The 15,234-nt window shown below is 69.9% G+C and carries 10 protein-coding genes; 2 read left to right on the plus strand and 8 right to left on the minus strand.

Annotated features, from left to right (window positions below; translation table 11 throughout):
* Positions 1 to 3: 3 nt before the first annotated feature.
* The 4 genes from ACIRQH_RS00810 to ACIRQH_RS00825 form a co-directional block, all read right to left on the minus strand.
* Positions 4 to 1,410: a hypothetical protein gene (locus ACIRQH_RS00810; protein WP_404223405.1), complete on the minus strand. Its 1,407-nt coding sequence runs from the start codon at positions 1,408 to 1,410 to the stop codon at positions 4 to 6.
* Positions 1,411 to 1,510: 100 nt separating this feature from the next.
* Entirely contained in the window at positions 1,511 to 2,809 is a 1,299-nt protein-coding gene (locus ACIRQH_RS00815; RefSeq protein WP_404223407.1) for a hypothetical protein, read from the minus strand.
* A 1,412-nt stretch (positions 2,810 to 4,221) separates the two neighbouring features.
* A complete protein-coding gene (locus ACIRQH_RS00820; protein ID WP_404223969.1) occupies positions 4,222 to 5,820 on the minus strand; it encodes an FAD-dependent monooxygenase in 1,599 nt (532 codons plus the stop codon).
* Between the two features lie 320 nt (positions 5,821 to 6,140).
* Positions 6,141 to 7,076: a LysR family transcriptional regulator gene (locus ACIRQH_RS00825; protein ID WP_404223409.1), complete on the minus strand. Its 936-nt coding sequence runs from the start codon at positions 7,074 to 7,076 to the stop codon at positions 6,141 to 6,143.
* A gap of 133 nt (positions 7,077 to 7,209) precedes the next feature.
* Between ACIRQH_RS00825 and ACIRQH_RS00830 the strand changes: the two genes are divergently transcribed.
* Positions 7,210 to 8,490: an MFS transporter gene (locus tag ACIRQH_RS00830; protein WP_404223411.1), complete on the plus strand. Its 1,281-nt coding sequence runs from the start codon at positions 7,210 to 7,212 to the stop codon at positions 8,488 to 8,490.
* 132 nt (positions 8,491 to 8,622) lie between these two features.
* Here ACIRQH_RS00830 and ACIRQH_RS00835 read toward each other — a convergent pair whose 3' ends face one another.
* Entirely contained in the window at positions 8,623 to 9,030 is a 408-nt protein-coding gene (locus ACIRQH_RS00835; protein WP_358816380.1) for a PPOX class F420-dependent oxidoreductase, read from the minus strand.
* 520 nt (positions 9,031 to 9,550) lie between these two features.
* Positions 9,551 to 10,291, minus strand: coding sequence for a class I SAM-dependent methyltransferase (locus ACIRQH_RS00840; protein ID WP_404223414.1), 741 nt, complete (start codon positions 10,289 to 10,291; stop codon positions 9,551 to 9,553).
* Between the two features lie 447 nt (positions 10,292 to 10,738).
* On the opposite strand from ACIRQH_RS00840, the gene ACIRQH_RS00845 reads away from it, so the two are divergent.
* On the plus strand, positions 10,739 to 12,118 hold the full coding sequence (locus tag ACIRQH_RS00845) for an FG-GAP-like repeat-containing protein (protein ID WP_388934486.1): 1,380 nt from the start codon (positions 10,739 to 10,741) through the stop codon (positions 12,116 to 12,118).
* 421 nt (positions 12,119 to 12,539) lie between these two features.
* Here ACIRQH_RS00845 and ACIRQH_RS00850 read toward each other — a convergent pair whose 3' ends face one another.
* Both ACIRQH_RS00850 and ACIRQH_RS00855 read right to left on the minus strand, forming a co-directional pair.
* A complete protein-coding gene (locus tag ACIRQH_RS00850) occupies positions 12,540 to 13,382 on the minus strand; it encodes a hypothetical protein (protein ID WP_358816383.1) in 843 nt (280 codons plus the stop codon).
* Positions 13,383 to 13,491: 109 nt separating this feature from the next.
* Positions 13,492 to 14,709, minus strand: coding sequence for a glycosyltransferase family 4 protein (locus ACIRQH_RS00855; RefSeq protein WP_404223417.1), 1,218 nt, complete (start codon positions 14,707 to 14,709; stop codon positions 13,492 to 13,494).
* Between the last annotated feature and the right edge of the window lie 525 nt (positions 14,710 to 15,234).

Consider the following 15,234-nt stretch of genomic DNA (forward strand, 5'->3'; position numbering starts at 1 on the left):
GGGTCAGGATTGCTGGGGGCCGACGCCCCGCAGGAAGAGGAAGGGCTCGAGGATGTTCACGGGCCGGGGCGGCGCGACGAGCCGTACGTCGTCCTCCACGGGATTCACCAGCGACGGGTTCTCGAAGTCGAAGCCACGCTCGGGGTCGATCCAGAACCCGACGGCTGAGCACACGAAGTACCCGACCCGCTCAGGGGCGAAGAACAGCTCGATCTGCTGCTGGATCTCGCGCAGACTTCCGTGCGGGAAGGCCTGGCACAGTCCGTCGAACAGCCGCTTGGCGTCCATCACTTCGGGCTGGCCGGTACGGGGGTTGAGACGGACGTTGCCCTGCTCGCAGGCGAACCGGAACACCCGGTCGTCGTCGAACTTGCCGAGGCAGACGGCGATGCTGTGCGGCAGCTTGTTGCCGTGGCGTTCGCCTCGCATGTTGATCTCGGTGGCCACACCGCCGAGGACGTCGGAGAAGAAGTCCGCGCTCTGGCGGACGTCCTCGCCGAGCGGCCCCTCTTCGCCGTTGACCTGCCACTCACGGACGGGGTCCACCACGTACACCATGGCCCGGGCCTCTCCCAGGTCCTTGATGAGTTTGCCGCCCAGCGCCGCACCGGTCTGCGACCGCAGGTCGAACGCCTCGCCCGGCACGTCCCGAAGCGTCACCTTGAACTCCGTCAACTCCCGCCGATCGCCGCCCCGCCACCACCGTCTGCCGCCCCCGCGGGAGAACCGTGTGCCCGTGAGGTCGCCGGCCAGCGTGAAGCGAACCGGCCGCTGCTCGGTCAGCGTGGCGGGCGGGAACGTCCGGTCGCGGTAGAGGGTGTGCGCCAGGTCGCTGAGGAACTTCTGCGAGGCGTGGTCCTCCGGCCACATGCTCCACTTTCCGTACATGGGGTCCTGCACGGCTCGGGACAGCGCCGCGAGCAGCGTCGACTTGCCGCTTCCCATGCCGCCCCAGAGAGTGATCGTCGATTCGGGTACGGATCCGGCGTTCTCCGCCCCCTGCCGGGCCACCTCTTTCCGGGAGGCCTTTCCCGTGGGTGTTTTGGCCCCGGCCTTCGCCCGTTTCTCGTTCGGGGAGGGCTCATCGAGCTTCTCCACGAAGACGGGCGGCGGGGCCTCGGCCCTCTGCCCGGGGTCCGTAAGGGGTGCGCCGGGTGCCCTGGCCTTGTCGTCGTACGGCGAGGTGGGCGCAGGGACGGGCGCGGCAGGAGTCGCCCCGTTGAGCGGCGCGGTGCCGGGGGCGCTGCGGGGGGATCCGACCGGGGCCTGGACGGGCGCCGGTGGCAATGCTGCCCGGCCACCTACCAGGGTGGAGGGGTCGAAGACGGCGAACGGCCCCTCACCCGCCCTGTCACGTCCCTTCCGTTCCGGCCTCTCGTCGCCGCCACGCTCGGCTCGCTCGTCGTCCATGACCATGGTGGTCTCCCCCAGGTGTCGGCGGCGGTACGGTCCCGCCGCGCGGTTGCGGTGTCGCGCACCCCCCCCGGTGCGCGCTTACGTCGTGGAGCCGTCAGCCGACGGCCGCGGGCAGCCAGTCGGCCCCTGCTCCGTCGGACACGACCAACCGGATCGGTGTGCCGTCCTCGGGCAGGCCGAGGGCCGGTGCCGCTACGACGGAGGCGATGGAACGGGGATCGTGCCCCGCCGCGAAACGGCCTTCGGCGCCGAACAGGTCCCAGGCTCGGTCCGCCCACTGCGCGAGATGCGGCTCGCCCGCCAACCGGTCCATCCACGTCGGTTCGTCGACGACCGCGACGCAGGACACGCCGTCGTAGTGGCGCACCGACCGCAGCGCGACCTCCCACTCCAGCCGGTCCGGACAGATGCGTACCGCCGCACCACGCCGGAGGACCTGTGGTGGCCGGCTCTGCGGATGCGGAGGCCGGGAACCGATGACCAGGAGGACCCGATGGCTGTCCGGGCGCCATGCGTCGCGCCAGGAGGACAGTTCGTGCGGCACGTGTTCGAGGCCCGTGGCGAAGTCGTGCCGCAGCGGGTTTCGGTGCCAGCCGCCGAGTGCCTGTTCGGCGGCCCGCGGATTCGACAGGGCCATCCGATGCACGACGGGATCGCTGTGGTGGGGCCGGTCGAGGGGAGCGTGGTCGCGGTACCCGATCAGTCCGACCCGGAGCGTGTTCTCATCCCCGACGGCGACCCGTACGGCCGCGACGACGGCCGCGGCCTCCTGAAGCCGCTCGTCCACGGCCACCCCTCCGTCGGCCTGGGGTCCCGCGATCTCGACGGCGAGCACCAGGTCGACCGGACGGGGCCGGGAGAGTCGGCGTGGCGTGTGGAACGCGAGTGCGGCCCACGGTGTCGTCTCGGCCTCGTGGCGGCCGTCGTACCGAAGGTCCACCCGGTCCGGACCGATGAGCCGGTAGCGCAGTACGGCCCGTGCGCCCGGCGGCAGTTCGAGGCGGTCGGCCCGGAGGGGCCGCCAGTGCGACGGCGGTTCCTCCCGCCCGGCCGAGACGACCGCCGCGACGCTCTGTCCGACGGCGGCGCCGCCGGGCGGAGCCGCCACGGACACCCGGACGACGGGACCGCCGGCGGTGTCCGTCGGATCGCTCAGCCGGCTGCCCGCCGGGAACAGCACCCGTCGCACCAGCCCGACCGTGCCGGACACGCCGTCGACGTGGGCGCCCGCCAGCCAGACGGAGTGCCGCAGGGGCAACCTGGCGAAAAGGTCGTCCGGTGTCTCGGGCCAGTGGACGGGCAGCCGCAGACGGAGCACCGGCTCGTCGTCGGCGCGCAACGACTCTGCCGCCTGCTCGACGAGCGGCCAGCCGGCGGCACGTACGAGGAGCACGAGCGGCCCGGTCAGAGGCGGAGCCTGGCGGGCGAAGGCGCGAAGGTGCCGTCCCAGTGAAGCGACGACGTCAACTGACTCACCGGCCGGACCGGAGTTCGCCCCGCCCAGCACAGAGGCCGCACCGTCGCCCACGGTGTGAAGTCCCCCAGCGGCTCCGGCCGTTCCGCCCGCGAGCAGGAAAAGGCGAAGAAGCCGCGCAGAGGGAAGTCCCTCCGCGGCGGATGCGGGATTGGCCCAGTCCGTTTCGGCGAGCTGACGGATATCCGGCCCCGGGCGATCCGCGTCGTAGGACACGCGCGACAGACGGAGTCGCTCGCAGCCGACTTCCAGAATGCGCAGCGCCGGATAACGTCCGGATGCCAATGACGTGAGAATCCAGCCGAGCCCCGACCGTGTGCAGCGAGCCCGCCCCGAGACCTGTACGTCGTGCCAGGCGCGCCGCCAGACCTCAGGATCCGGAGGGGAGCTCGCCAACAGGTCCGCCACAAAACCCTGTTCAGGTTCCGGCGTAACGGATCCGGCCTCCGCGCGCGCCGCGTCCAGTACGTCCGCGACGCGCAGCGCGGCACGCAGGTTCCCGTTCTCGCCGCCTCTCCCGGTATCCGCCCGCACGAATTCCCCCGTCCCACCGCAATCGCCGGTGTGTCAACGACACGATGAATAACCGTTGTTCACCAAGCTCCAGACATGGCTGTGCCCTGGTGAAGAGCACGCAGGTCTGATCACACAGTCCCCCGGAGTCCCCACTCCGCTTATGCGTCACACTAATAGTCACGCGAGGGCCATCGCAGCAATTTCGGCAGCATCTCGACGACATTCGGCCAGGTCGATTCGACGCCCTCCATTCGAAGCGAACAGAATGCCTAATCATTCGAACGCGCCCTATTTCCCTGGCCTTCACGGCCCGGGACCGGCGTCGGCTGATACTTCATGGCGCCGGTCCCCCCATGGGGGGAGAATGCCCGGCATGACTACTTGAAGAGCGCTCCGCAACCCGCGAGGTTGGTCGAAGGTCGAGACGTGGGACACGACCTTCGACGGGGATCAGCGGATCTGCGCCGCTTGCGGGACGCCTGTCCGCTCGTACCAGTACCGTCGCCATCCGCCCGAGTCGCCGATGTTCGAACGATGCGTCGGGTTCGCGTGGTGTTCGGGCTGCCGGATCTACACCGGCTCGATGGTGCACGTTCCGAGAAAGCGCATCCTTGTGGATGCCCTGGCTTCGCTGCCCAGAAATGAGCGGGAACGGGTCGATCGAAGCGAGACCAGGCTGGTCGAGTTCCTGGCCCGTCACACCCGGAGCGAGGCCGCGTCCCAGGATTCCTGATCGCCTGCCGGATGCGCCGGGGCGGCGGGCGCCGGCTCCCCCAGATCCGCCCCATCAGGGAAGCCGGCATCCCTAGATGCGCCTAGACCGCAGCCGGGGCCGCCGCGATCAAGACCGGAACGGCGGATTCCGCAACCGCGACCCCGCGTACAGGAGTCAGCCAGGCCGAGACCGCCTCGTCGATGCGTTCCACTTCGTCGATCGTGTCCGCCGCCCAGGCGACATAGCCGTCCGGGCGCAGAAGCAGAGCGGCACGAGGGAGGCCCGCAACCGGCGTCGACCGCACCACCCGCAGCGCACCGCGCAGCCCCGTCGGCGGAGCCCATTCCGGCGCCGTGGATCCGAAGCACACCAGGGTCATGCGCCCGTCCGTCAGGAGCCTGATCGCGTCGACGGGCCCCTCGTCCGTGGCCAGTTCGAGATTGTGGAGGAACTGCCCTTCCCAGGGGGACGGCCGCCGCGATCGCGGCGGGAGCACCGTGTCCTGCCCGCTGATCATCAGGGCCAGTCGCTCCACCTCGGGACCAGCGTCCGCCGTCCCTCCCGTGGATGCGGCCAACTCCGCCAGTGAGGCAGGCGTGTTGCCCGGTCTCATCAGGTCCACCTGCCTCCGCACCTGCTCCAGCAGACGCGCGGCAGCAGGCCTTCGCTCCTCGTCGTAGGAGTCCAGCAGACCTTCGGCGGCCACTCCTCGCACGGTGAAAGCAAGCTTCCATCCGAGGTTCAGGGCATCGAGCAGACCCGTGCTCAACCCCTGTGCGCCGATGGGGAAATGAACGTGGGCAGCGTCCCCGACCAGCAGAATCCGGCCCGAGCGGTAGGAGCGGGCCAGCCGGGAGAAGTCACTGAAGCGGCTCAGCGAGCGTGGCTCGTCCATGCCGATGTCCCGGCCCATGACCTTCGACGTCTCGCGCCGGAACTCCTCCAGTCCCAACGGAAGCCGGTGATCCGCAGGGGGCCTCAGACAGTCGACCACCCGCAGGTGCCACCGGCCCTCTTTCGTCTCCTTGGCGACCGCCCAGCCACGCGGCGTGCGATGCCATCCCGGCTCGGGGGCCCCCTCCCCAGCGCACCGCACGACCCCCACCATCGCCGCCACGGTCGGCGCGGACGCATCGGAAGAGATCCCTCCGAGAGTCCGCACAGCACTACGGGCACCATCGGCCCCGATGACGTATGCGGCCTCGAACTCGCCTCTCCCTGCGGGGTGTTCAGCCGTCACCACGACGGATTCCTCGCCGCGTTCAAGGCCGACCATGCGGTGCTGACGCAGCACCTGTGCGCCTGCGGCCCGAGCCCGCTCCTCGAAGTACCGTTCAAGCGAGGCCTGCGGCCGCTTGAGCAGCGGCTCCGGTTCACCGGCCGGAACGGTCAGCTCCAGACCCCACATCCCCGCGAAATGGAAGGGAGTGGAAACCGTCCCCTCACTCAACGGAAGCGCGGGAGCGGGCAGATACCCCCGGCGTGCCAGGACCTGGGTCGTACGAGCGTGCAGGGTGGTGGCCCTGGGGCGCCCGGACACCTGGGCCCGTTCCTCCAGCACCACCGTCCGCACTCCGTAGCCGGCAAGTTCAGCCGCGAGCAACAGGCCCACCGGGCCGCCACCCACGATCACCACATCCATGCGGACACACTCCATCAACGTCGCCCCCCAGCGGTCACACAACACCGACGTCTTCATCACCGGACGCACAAAAATATACCGGTCGCCTGGTTGTTTTTTCACGGGCCCGCAGGGGTCTGTTCAAGCCAACTCTGGACCGTCCTCACCTCCGAGATGCTCGGCATGAGCTGAGCCCGGAGGAGCTGCGCCGAAGCCGTCCCGGTTCAACCCAGCCTTCAACACTCCGCCATACGCGTAGGCCCCACCGGAACGTCCCTCTCGATGATCACTAGCCATGCGCCTGCCTCAGCCCTCGCGACCGACACCCGCGCTTGGCCGTCGTCGGCACCGATTGCCCCTCGCGACCGGCGGCCGGGAGCGGCCGGGTGGTGGTCCGTTCAGCTCTCGAGTACCCAGTCCGGCACCCACGTGCCGGCGGCGCCGTGCCCGGCGTCCGAGGCGGCGAGGTGGGCGCGGAGGGTGGCCAACGCGGGGTGGGGGTTGTCGCGGTGCCACAGCAGCGAGTGCGGATAGACCGGCATCGGGTCGGTCACCGGGATCATGCGGAGCCCGTACCCCGCGGGCCAGACGTGGCGGGTGTGCTCGCCCATGAAGGTGGCCAGGGCCGGGGTGTCGGCGATGGTGTCCAGAAGCGCGTCCGAGCCGAAGTTGGGGCCGGTCGCCTCAATGGTGAGACCGAATTCGGCGACAAGGTCGTCGTAGAAGACGGCCCACTCGGTACCAGGGACGATGCCCGGCATCCAGATCCGGTGTCCGACGAGCTGGGCGACGGTGACCGACCGGGCGCCCGCCAGCGCGTGAGCGGGTCCGGTCATGAGCTGGAGCGGCTCGTCCAGCACTCGGACGGATTCGATGTCCGGGGGCAGGGGCCGGTCCGGCACGGCGACGGCGCGAAAGGACGCGTCGATGGTGCCGGAGCGGATGGCGGCGACGGCGGTCTCGATGCCGAACAGCATCACCACGTCGAGGTCGATCTCGGGATGCGCGCGATGGAAGGCGCGCAGCAGGCCCGCCGCCGCTCCGCGCGAGGCGATCACGTCGACGCGCAGCGCACGGCGACCGGTGTGGACCGAAGCGAGCGCGCGTTCGGCGACACGCAGGAGTTCGCGCGCGTGAGGCAGGAACGCCTGGCCGTCGATGGTGAGCTCGGCACCGCGCGGGGTGCGGGTGAACAGCCGCACCCCGAGGTTCCGCTCCAGTACCGCGATGCGCTTCGAGACGGCCTGCTGGGTGATCGCCAGCTCCGCTGCGGCCTCCTGGAACTGTCCCGCTTCCGCGGCGGCGACGAAGGTCCGAACGGTTTCGAGGTCCATTCCACCACCCTACTTTCACAACCATTGGTTGTGCCTGAGCGGGCTTCCGGTTGTTTGATCCAGGCGAAGCCGCCCGCTTTGATGCTTCCGATCGCGCAATGGTTGTACGGACGGGAAGCGAGGAGCTCCGGGTATGAAGAGTGGGCAGCAGCCCCGCGGGCCGTTCGGACGCCTGCTCGGGCACCGGCTGGGGCGGCAGTTCGGCTGGCTCTGGGGCGCGTACGGAACCAGCGCGCTCGGCACGTGGCTCGCTTTCGGCGCGTTCCCTTTGATCGCCATCCAGGTGTTGCACGCCGGCCCGGCCCAGGTCGCCGCACTGTCCTCCGTGGGAGCGGCGGTGGGCGCGGCCGTGGCGGTGCCGCTCGGCCCGTGGGTGGAGTTCCGCCGCAAGCGGCCTGTGCTGATCACCATGGATCTGGTGCGGTTCGCGGCGCTGCTGACGATCCCGGCGGCCTTCGCGTTCGGCGTGCTCACCTTCGTTCAGCTGTTGCTGGTGTCGGTCGTGGTCGCGGCGGGCGACATCACCTTCCGCGCCGCCTCGGGCGCCTACCTGAAGTCACTGCTGCCTTCGGAGGACCTGCTCGTCGCCAACGCGCGATTCGAGTCCACGGCCTGGACGACCACGATCATCGGACCGCCGTTGGGCGGCGCCGCCATCGGGCTCCTCGGCCCGGTGGCCACCGTTGTGGCCGACGCGGTCACCTACCTGCTCTCGGCCCTGGGTATCCGCGCGACGGGCGGCCGCGAACCCCGGCCCGCACAGCCGGAGGCACAGCGCATGCGGGCACGCGACCTGCTCGACGGGTGGCGTTACATCCTCGCCGACGCGACCCTGCGCCCGCTGTTCTTCAACACCGCCTTGTTCAACGGCTTGGTGATGGCCACCGAACCGCTGCTCGCCGTCCTCATGCTCAGCCGACTCGGCTACGAGCCCTGGCAGTACGGTCTCGCCTTCGCCGCACCCGCGATCGGCGGCCTGCTCGGCTCACGTCTGGCCCGGCCGCTCGCCGCCCGGTTCGGCCGGCACCGGATCCTGCGCGTGGCCGGAACGCTGCGCGCGATCTGGCCCATCGGACTGGCCTTCATCGGGCCCGGAACCGCCGGACTGCTGCTGGTGATGGGCGTCGAACTCGGGCTGATCTTCTGCTGCGGGCTCTTCAACCCCGTCTACGCCACCTACCGCCTCCAGCGCACCGCGCCCGACCGGGTGACCCGGACCCTGACGGCCTGGACCGTGACGACCAAGGCGACGACCGCGCTTCTCACCGCCCTCTGGGGAGTACTCGCCGCCCTGCTCGGCCCGCGCACCGCCCTCGCCCTGGCCGGCGGGCTCCTCCTGACGACGCCCCTGCTGCTCCCGCGCCACGCGACCGCCCCGGCCGACAGGCCAGTACCGGCACCGGCTGGTCCCTGAGCGCCGACCACTGTAGGTACGACCGTCAGAGGGATGGGGCTACGTGCGTCCCTCCCCCGCGTCGGGGAGGGACGCAACGGACACTGTCGCCCGAGCTGTTGTCCGATCCGTATCAGGATGCCGTCGGCGGGCTCAGATCGAGCCGACCACCTTGCGCGGGGTCACCCGGACGACGACGCGCTCGGCGTCGTCCTTCGAGTTGGGGTTGAAGTCCGCGTAGTCCTTGCCGGTGTACTTCCGCGACAGCTCGTTGATGAGTTCCTGACCGCCCTCGGTGCTCAGGGTGGCCGTGCCGCGGATCTCGGCGTAGGTGTAGGGCGCGTTAGGCGGGTTGATCATGACGGTGATCCGCGGGTCGCCGCGCAGGTTCTTCTCCTTGCGGCGGCCCACGGTCGTGGAGACCAACAGGTCGTCTCCGTCCCGGCCGAGCCAGGTGATCGTCACCTGCGGACTGCCGTCCGGCTGGATCGTGGCCACGGTGGCGAAGACCGGGTTGTCGTCGATGAGCTTCTTCAGGTCGTCGGAGAGTTCGGCAGACACGGAACAGGTTCCTTCCCTCGGCTGGTTGCTGTCCCCAGGCCAACTGCCCTCGGAGGAGATCAGCAACGGACAGCCTGCAAAATCCCGGACGTGCCGAGCACATCCCGACGACTCGCCGCGCGGGGTTCACCCGTCCGACCCAGTCCGGACCCGATCTCGTCGAACCTGCGAGCGGGTCGGCGCCAGCAGTGAGGTTCGCCCCAAACGGCGTGGCGAACCCGCTCGGCAGCCGCCGGTCAGGGGAGCGCCGTGGCGGTACGGCCACCTGTGACGCAGTTTCCCCGCGTCGCTGCTTCCGGTCGCTGCCGTGCAGGTGACCATGCGCAGGTCTGCGCCGGGGACGATGAGGAGGTCGCAGTCGAGCAGGACGTCGCCGATCTCCGGATGCCGGATCGTCTGGCCTCCGCAGGCAGCGCACCGGCCGGAGACTCGCACTCCCTGGGTGATCACGGGCCTCCTCGGTTTCATGGGCCGGGGCCTGTCCGGCGACGGGACGCTTCACGTCTCGGCGCGGCGGGACCTACGGTTTGTGGGTCACCCAGAGCAGTTCCGCCGGCCAGCGGTGTGCCCAGTCGGGTGGGTCGGTTTCGTTGTAGCCGTTGGGTGTTCCGCGTTCGGGCCGCGGCTCGATGAGGTCGTCGATGATGAGACCCGCGCCGCGCAGGACCTTGACCCACTCGCCGTAGGTGAGCTGATAGCTGGTCGCGCCGTCGTCTTCGGCGATGGTGTCCAGCCCGAAGTAGTCCTGCTGCAGCGTCGTGGTCACGCGGCCGGCGGCTTCGTCGTAGCAGGCTTCGAACCATGGGCTGGCGACGTTGAACACCAGGCGCCCGCCTCGGCCCAAGACGCGTGCTGCCTCCGGGACGGCCAGGTGCGGGGGCGCCCAGCTGAGCCCGCCGAAGTCGCAGAACACCAGGTCGAAGCTGTCGGCGGCGAAGGGGAGTTGTTCGGCGGCGCCCTGCACCAGCGCGTAGCGGGCCGCTCCCATCGCGCCCCCCGCTGCGGCGAGTTGGGCTTCGGACAGGTCGACCCCGACCACGGTGGCGCCCTCGGCGGCGAGCGCCCTGGACCACTGGCCGGCGCCGCAGCCGAGTTCGAGGACGCGCTTGCCGGTGACGTCGCCCAGGGCGTGCAGGTGCGCGTCGGGGATGGAGTACATGCCCCACAGCCGGGGTGTGGCGCCGATTTGCGGGTCGTGCTTTTGCTGGTAGGCGCTGCTGATCTGGTTCCAGAGCCGCCGGTTGGCGGGGATGCTGTCCACGTGCCGACTCCAGCACTGCCTGCCGGGGGTGGTCAACACGATTAGGGCACTGGCCGCCCCTCCTCTCGGTCCGGCCCTGACGCGGACGAGCCCTGGTGCTGGTCGAATCCTCTCGGTTGAGCTGCTCGGGCCGCACGGATTCATTCGGTGTGCTCCGGCGTCCCGCCCGAAGCCGTCCGCGTCCCGCACCGACGCAGCGCCACCGTGAGCAACGTCCCTGCGGCGCTGCGACGGGCTGCACGCGTGTCAAGCGCGGCCGGGCACTCGACGGAGCTCCCGCGGCAGCGGCGGCCGGTGTCGGTTCACGGCCTCAGGCAGTTTCGTTGCTTACCGGGATGATTCGGCTGATCGCCCAGAATTCGTCGGCAGACGCGTACAACCCAAGTGCCGTCTCGACGGTCATGCAGTCGTCAGTGGTATCTGCCCGTTGTCCACGGAGGCTCGACAGTGCGCCGTTCTCTTACCATCGCAGTCGCTGTCGCGGCGCTCGTCACGGGTGCCGTGTGCGCCGCCGGCCCGGCCGGAGCCGCCCCGGTGGCGCCTGCGCCGGTCACGGACTTCAACGCCGACGGGTACGCCGACATCGCGGTCGCGGCGCCCGGTGGCACCGTTGGCGGTAAGGACGACGCCGGGTACGTCACCGTCCTGTACGGATCCATCGGCGGTGTCGACGCCAAGCGCCCCCAGGTCATCAGCCGGGCCTCCGCGGGCATACCCGGTGACGCGGTGAACTACGACTCCTTCGGCCGCGTGAGCGCCGCCCGTGACTTCGACGGTGACGGGTACACCGATCTCGTCGTCGGATCGGAGAACGGACCGACGATCATCCTCTGGGGCTCCCCCACAGGTCTGAAGGACTCCGTGGCGCTCTCACTCCCTCCGCACAACGGCCCCTTGGCCGCCGGTGACATCAACGGTGACGGGCACGCCGATCTGGTGGTCGGCACCGGTCTGGTGGGCGTGGAGTTCGGCCCGATCTCCCGGACAGGAACATCGTCGGGCCGCACGATCGTCCCCTTCGAAAACGAGGACGACGCGCGCTACGACTTCATCGTGGGCGACGTGACCGGTGACGGAGCCGACGACATCCTCACCACCCACGGCTTCGAGGACATGGGACACGGCACCCGTCTCTGGAAGGGCGGCAAGGACGGCTCCGTCACCCGTATCCCGGGAGCCATCACCCCGTCCTCGGAAGGAGTGGTCGCCGACTTCGACCGCGACGGGTTCGGTGACTTCGCCACCTTCAAGTTCGGCACGAGCCAGGAGGACATCAGCATCCGTCCCGGCACGGTCGAGATCCGCTTCGGCTCGCCCTCCGGCCTCTCCACCCGGACGACGACGATCACGCAGAACACTCCGGGAGTGCCCGGCGTGAACGAGACCGGGGACGAGTTCGGCCTCGCACTGGCCGCGGGCGACGTCACCGGCGACGGCTACCCGGATCTCGCCGTCGGTGTGCCCGGGGAGGACATCGGCAGTACCGACTCGGCGGGAAGCGTCGTGCTCCTCAAGGGCGGGCCCAAGGGGCCGACGGGCAGTGGAGCGCTTGCGTTCTCCCAGTCCACCACCGGTGTCCCCGGCGCCTCGGAGCGGGGCGACCGTTTCGGTGAGGAGGTGCAGCTCGCGGACGTCAACGACAATAACCGCGCGGATCTGATCGTCTCCGCCCCGTGGGAGGACGCCCCGAAGGTCGACTCCGGAGCCGCCTGGGTCCTGCGCGGCTCGAAGAACGGTCCGGTCACCGGCAACATCGCGACCTTCAACCCCGCCGGCCTCGGCACGCCGCAAGAAGACGCCCACTTCGGCTCCTCCTTCAGCCACTGAGACCCGCACGTCTCCCGTGGGGCGCGGGTAAGACCGGTACTCGTACCGGCACCGCGCAACCCGCATCGGCATCCGCATGCGGAAGAAACAGGAACCCACCCGGAGCAGTCAGCCAACCCGCTGGGTGCAGGCGGGACTCCCCAGTCTTTGGACCGGGGAGGATGTCAACCGACCAGCCATGACCGTTCGTTTGGGCAGCTGGCTCGAACTGGCCACGTTCGAGCTAACCGCCAAGAAGGTCCCTCCCCCGCACCGTTGGCGTTTGAAGCGCCCGAGGGTGGCGAATACCCCGACCGCCGTGGCGACAGTGGCCATCAGGATCGGAGCCATCGATCCCGCACCCGGCGAACCCGTCGTTCCCGCCGACGAGTTCGTGTGTCCGGGGCACGGAGCATGGCCGTTGGTTCGGTACTGGTGGAACTCAGCTCGCTCGACGCGCGACGGCTCCGTCCCGCGCCTCCGAGACGTCTTTTCGCGTCACCGCCAGATAGACGACCATGCCGAGGATGACGGCCAGGAACAGCACACTGGTCACCACGGTGCCGAGGCCGAGGCCTCCGTCGCCGGTCGGCTGCGAGAGGTAGTCGCCCATCGAGGCACCCAGCGGCCGGGTGAGCACGTACGCGATCCAGAAGCTCCAGACCGCGTTCAGTCCCAGTGTGAAGTGGGCGAGTGCCACGGCGGCGATGGCCAGGGCGAACAACAGGGCGGAGAGCCAGTATCCGAGGTTCATGCGCTCGGCGACGAGGTCGCCCGCCGCCGTTCCCAGGGCGAAGGTGAACAGGACCGCGAGCCAGTAGAAGGACTCACGGCCGGTGGTGTCGATGCTGTGGATCGACAGCGTTCCCTCGCGCCGGTACCAGACGACGAAGACGACCGCGAGGGCCAGCGCGAAGACCGTGGTGCTGGTCTCCAGCGGGACGCCCATGTTGTCGGTGAGGTTGTCGCTGATCAGCGTTCCGACGACGCTGATCAGGGCCACGGCCAGCCAGTACACCGCGGCGCTGTAGGCCTTCGTACGGAACTGGACCACCAGGACGACGGCCAGCAACGCGCTCATCAGGAGGGACACTCCTGTGAGGCCCAGGCCCGCCTTCTCGTTGAGCAGGTCGGCCGCGGTCTCGCCGACCGTCGTGCACAGCACCTTGATGATCCAGAAGTACGCGGTGACTTCGGGCACCTTGTTCCAGCGCAGCCGGGGTGCTCGCCGGGTTGCGCCCACGCCCCGCTCGGCCTCGGGTGTCTCGGAGATTTCGTAGGTCATGGAGCCGACGGTGTCAGCGGAAACCTGAACGCATCCTGACTGCCCGGTGGCGCGTCCCCTTCGTCGCCCCGCCGGACCCTGCTCCCTGCGCGGCGACTCGCCCACCGTCTCAGCGTCGGAGTCGGCGCAGGGCCCTTCCCGCGCGGCCTCGCCACACAGCTCGGCCGCGTTGCCAGGCACGAGCCCGACGGCTGGCAGTGAGGCCGGTGAAGAGTTCGTCGTAGGTGAGCGACAGTGCGGCGGGGTCGAAGCGGCGCGCCGAGGCCAGGGCCGCCTCACCCATCCGACGTCGGGTCGCCGGGTCGGCGATCAGGTCGAGCAGGGCGGCGGCCAGGGCGCCCTCGTCGTTCATGGGGATCAGCAGGCCGTCGATGCCGTCCTGGATGATCTCGGCGGGGCCGAGCGGACAGTCTGTGGCGACCACCGGTACACCGCAGCGCATCGCCTCGACGATGGTCATGCCGAACGACTCGGCGTCCGAGGCACTGGCGACGATGGACGCCTGGGTGAACGCCGTCTCGATCGGTGACACGACGCCCATCAGCGTCGCCCGGCCGCCCAGGTCCTGGTCGTCGATGAGCCGTTGCAGTCGTTCCCGGTCGGCGCCTGCGCCGTAGAGGCGCAGACTCCAGTCCGGGTGCTTGGCGGCAACCGTGGAGAACGCCTCGATGAGCAGGTCGAACCGTTTGGCACGCACCAGCCGGCCGGCCGCGGCGATGACCTTGGCGGTGCCGTCCGCGGGCGGGAGGTCGGGTTCGGGCACCCCGTTGGGTATGGCGAGGATCCGCACGCCGGGCAGGCGCATCTTCGACCGGTAGACCGCCGCATCGGCCTCGGTGGTGGTGACGACCGCGTCCAGGGCTCGGTAGTGGCGCGCCAGTTGGGCTCGTAGCCTCTTGTTGTGGGTGTCGTGGGTGAGGTGTTCCTGGGCGATTCGCAGGGCTTGCGGCGAGCCGAAGCGGGACAGGTAGACGTTGATGCCGGGTCGGGTGCCGATGATGACGTCCGCGTCGCAGCCGCGCAGGAGCTCCTCGGCCCGACGGTCGGTGAGGCGGCTGTACTGCTTGTACCGCCCTTCGGCGACGGGGAAGACCTCGGCGGGCTGCTGATGCAGCGGGTCGGTCGCGTCGGCCGCGCCCGGGCGGGTGTCGACCAGGGGCACGACGGTCACGCGGGGGTCGATGGCGAACCGGGGGCGGTCGCGGTGCCGCAGCATGGAGACGACGGTCACTTCGTGCCGGTCGGCCAGGGCGCCGGCGAGGTTGAGGGTGGTGCGGATGGTTCCGCCGATCCCGTAGACGTTGTGGATCAGGAACGTGATCTTCATAGGGGTTCTTTCTGGTTTCACGGGATCGGCGGCGACGGTCGCGGGGCGCTCCCGTGGCGGCCGGGCGTGGCTGCGGTCCGCGGAGACAGTCAGTGCGCGTGGCAGCCGTGCTTCTGAGCCGGGGCAGCCCGGGCCGGGAGCGGCTCGGGCCACCATGAGGAAGCGCTGTGCGACCGCCCCGGCGCCGTGGCGGGGCTCTTCCGCATCAGGGCGTAGGTCATCAGGGCATGGGTCATCAGGCCGATCAGGTGGGCGACGAGAGCAGCCGGGTGTTCGGCTGTGTCGGGGATCGGTCCCCCCGCGTGGTCGTGACGCGGTCCTCGGGAAGGGCGCACGCCACATCGCGGTCGGTGAGGGCTTCCGGGTTCTCCAAGGTCGGACACTCCTGATCCTGCGCAAGAGGGAGGCGGCCGCCCGAAGACGACCGCGGTCTTCCGACCTTGTCAGCGCCTGCCTGAACGCTTCCTGAACACCTGACCGCACTGCCGGAAGCGTGCGTCCGGGCTCCGGCGTCGTCAGCGTTCG

Source organism: Streptomyces sp. NPDC102279, assembly GCF_044766365.1.
In the GTDB taxonomy this organism is placed as follows: Bacteria; Actinomycetota; Actinomycetes; order Streptomycetales; family Streptomycetaceae; genus Streptomyces.

What these genes read in the sequence shown, in the direction of transcription:
- ACIRQH_RS00810 (WP_404223405.1), bottom strand. Translation starts at nt 1,410, where the DNA reads ATGGACGACGAGCGAGCCGAGCGTGGCGGCGACGAGAGGCCGGAACGG.
- ACIRQH_RS00820 (WP_404223969.1), bottom strand. Translation starts at nt 5,820, where the DNA reads ATGAAGACGTCGGTGTTGTGTGACCGCTGGGGGGCGACGTTGATGGAG.
- ACIRQH_RS00825 (WP_404223409.1), bottom strand. Translation starts at nt 7,076, where the DNA reads ATGGACCTCGAAACCGTTCGGACCTTCGTCGCCGCCGCGGAAGCGGGA.
- ACIRQH_RS00830 (WP_404223411.1), top strand. Translation starts at nt 7,210, where the DNA reads ATGAAGAGTGGGCAGCAGCCCCGCGGGCCGTTCGGACGCCTGCTCGGG.
- ACIRQH_RS00850 (WP_358816383.1), bottom strand. Translation starts at nt 13,382, where the DNA reads ATGACCTACGAAATCTCCGAGACACCCGAGGCCGAGCGGGGCGTGGGC.
- ACIRQH_RS00855 (WP_404223417.1), bottom strand. Translation starts at nt 14,709, where the DNA reads ATGAAGATCACGTTCCTGATCCACAACGTCTACGGGATCGGCGGAACC.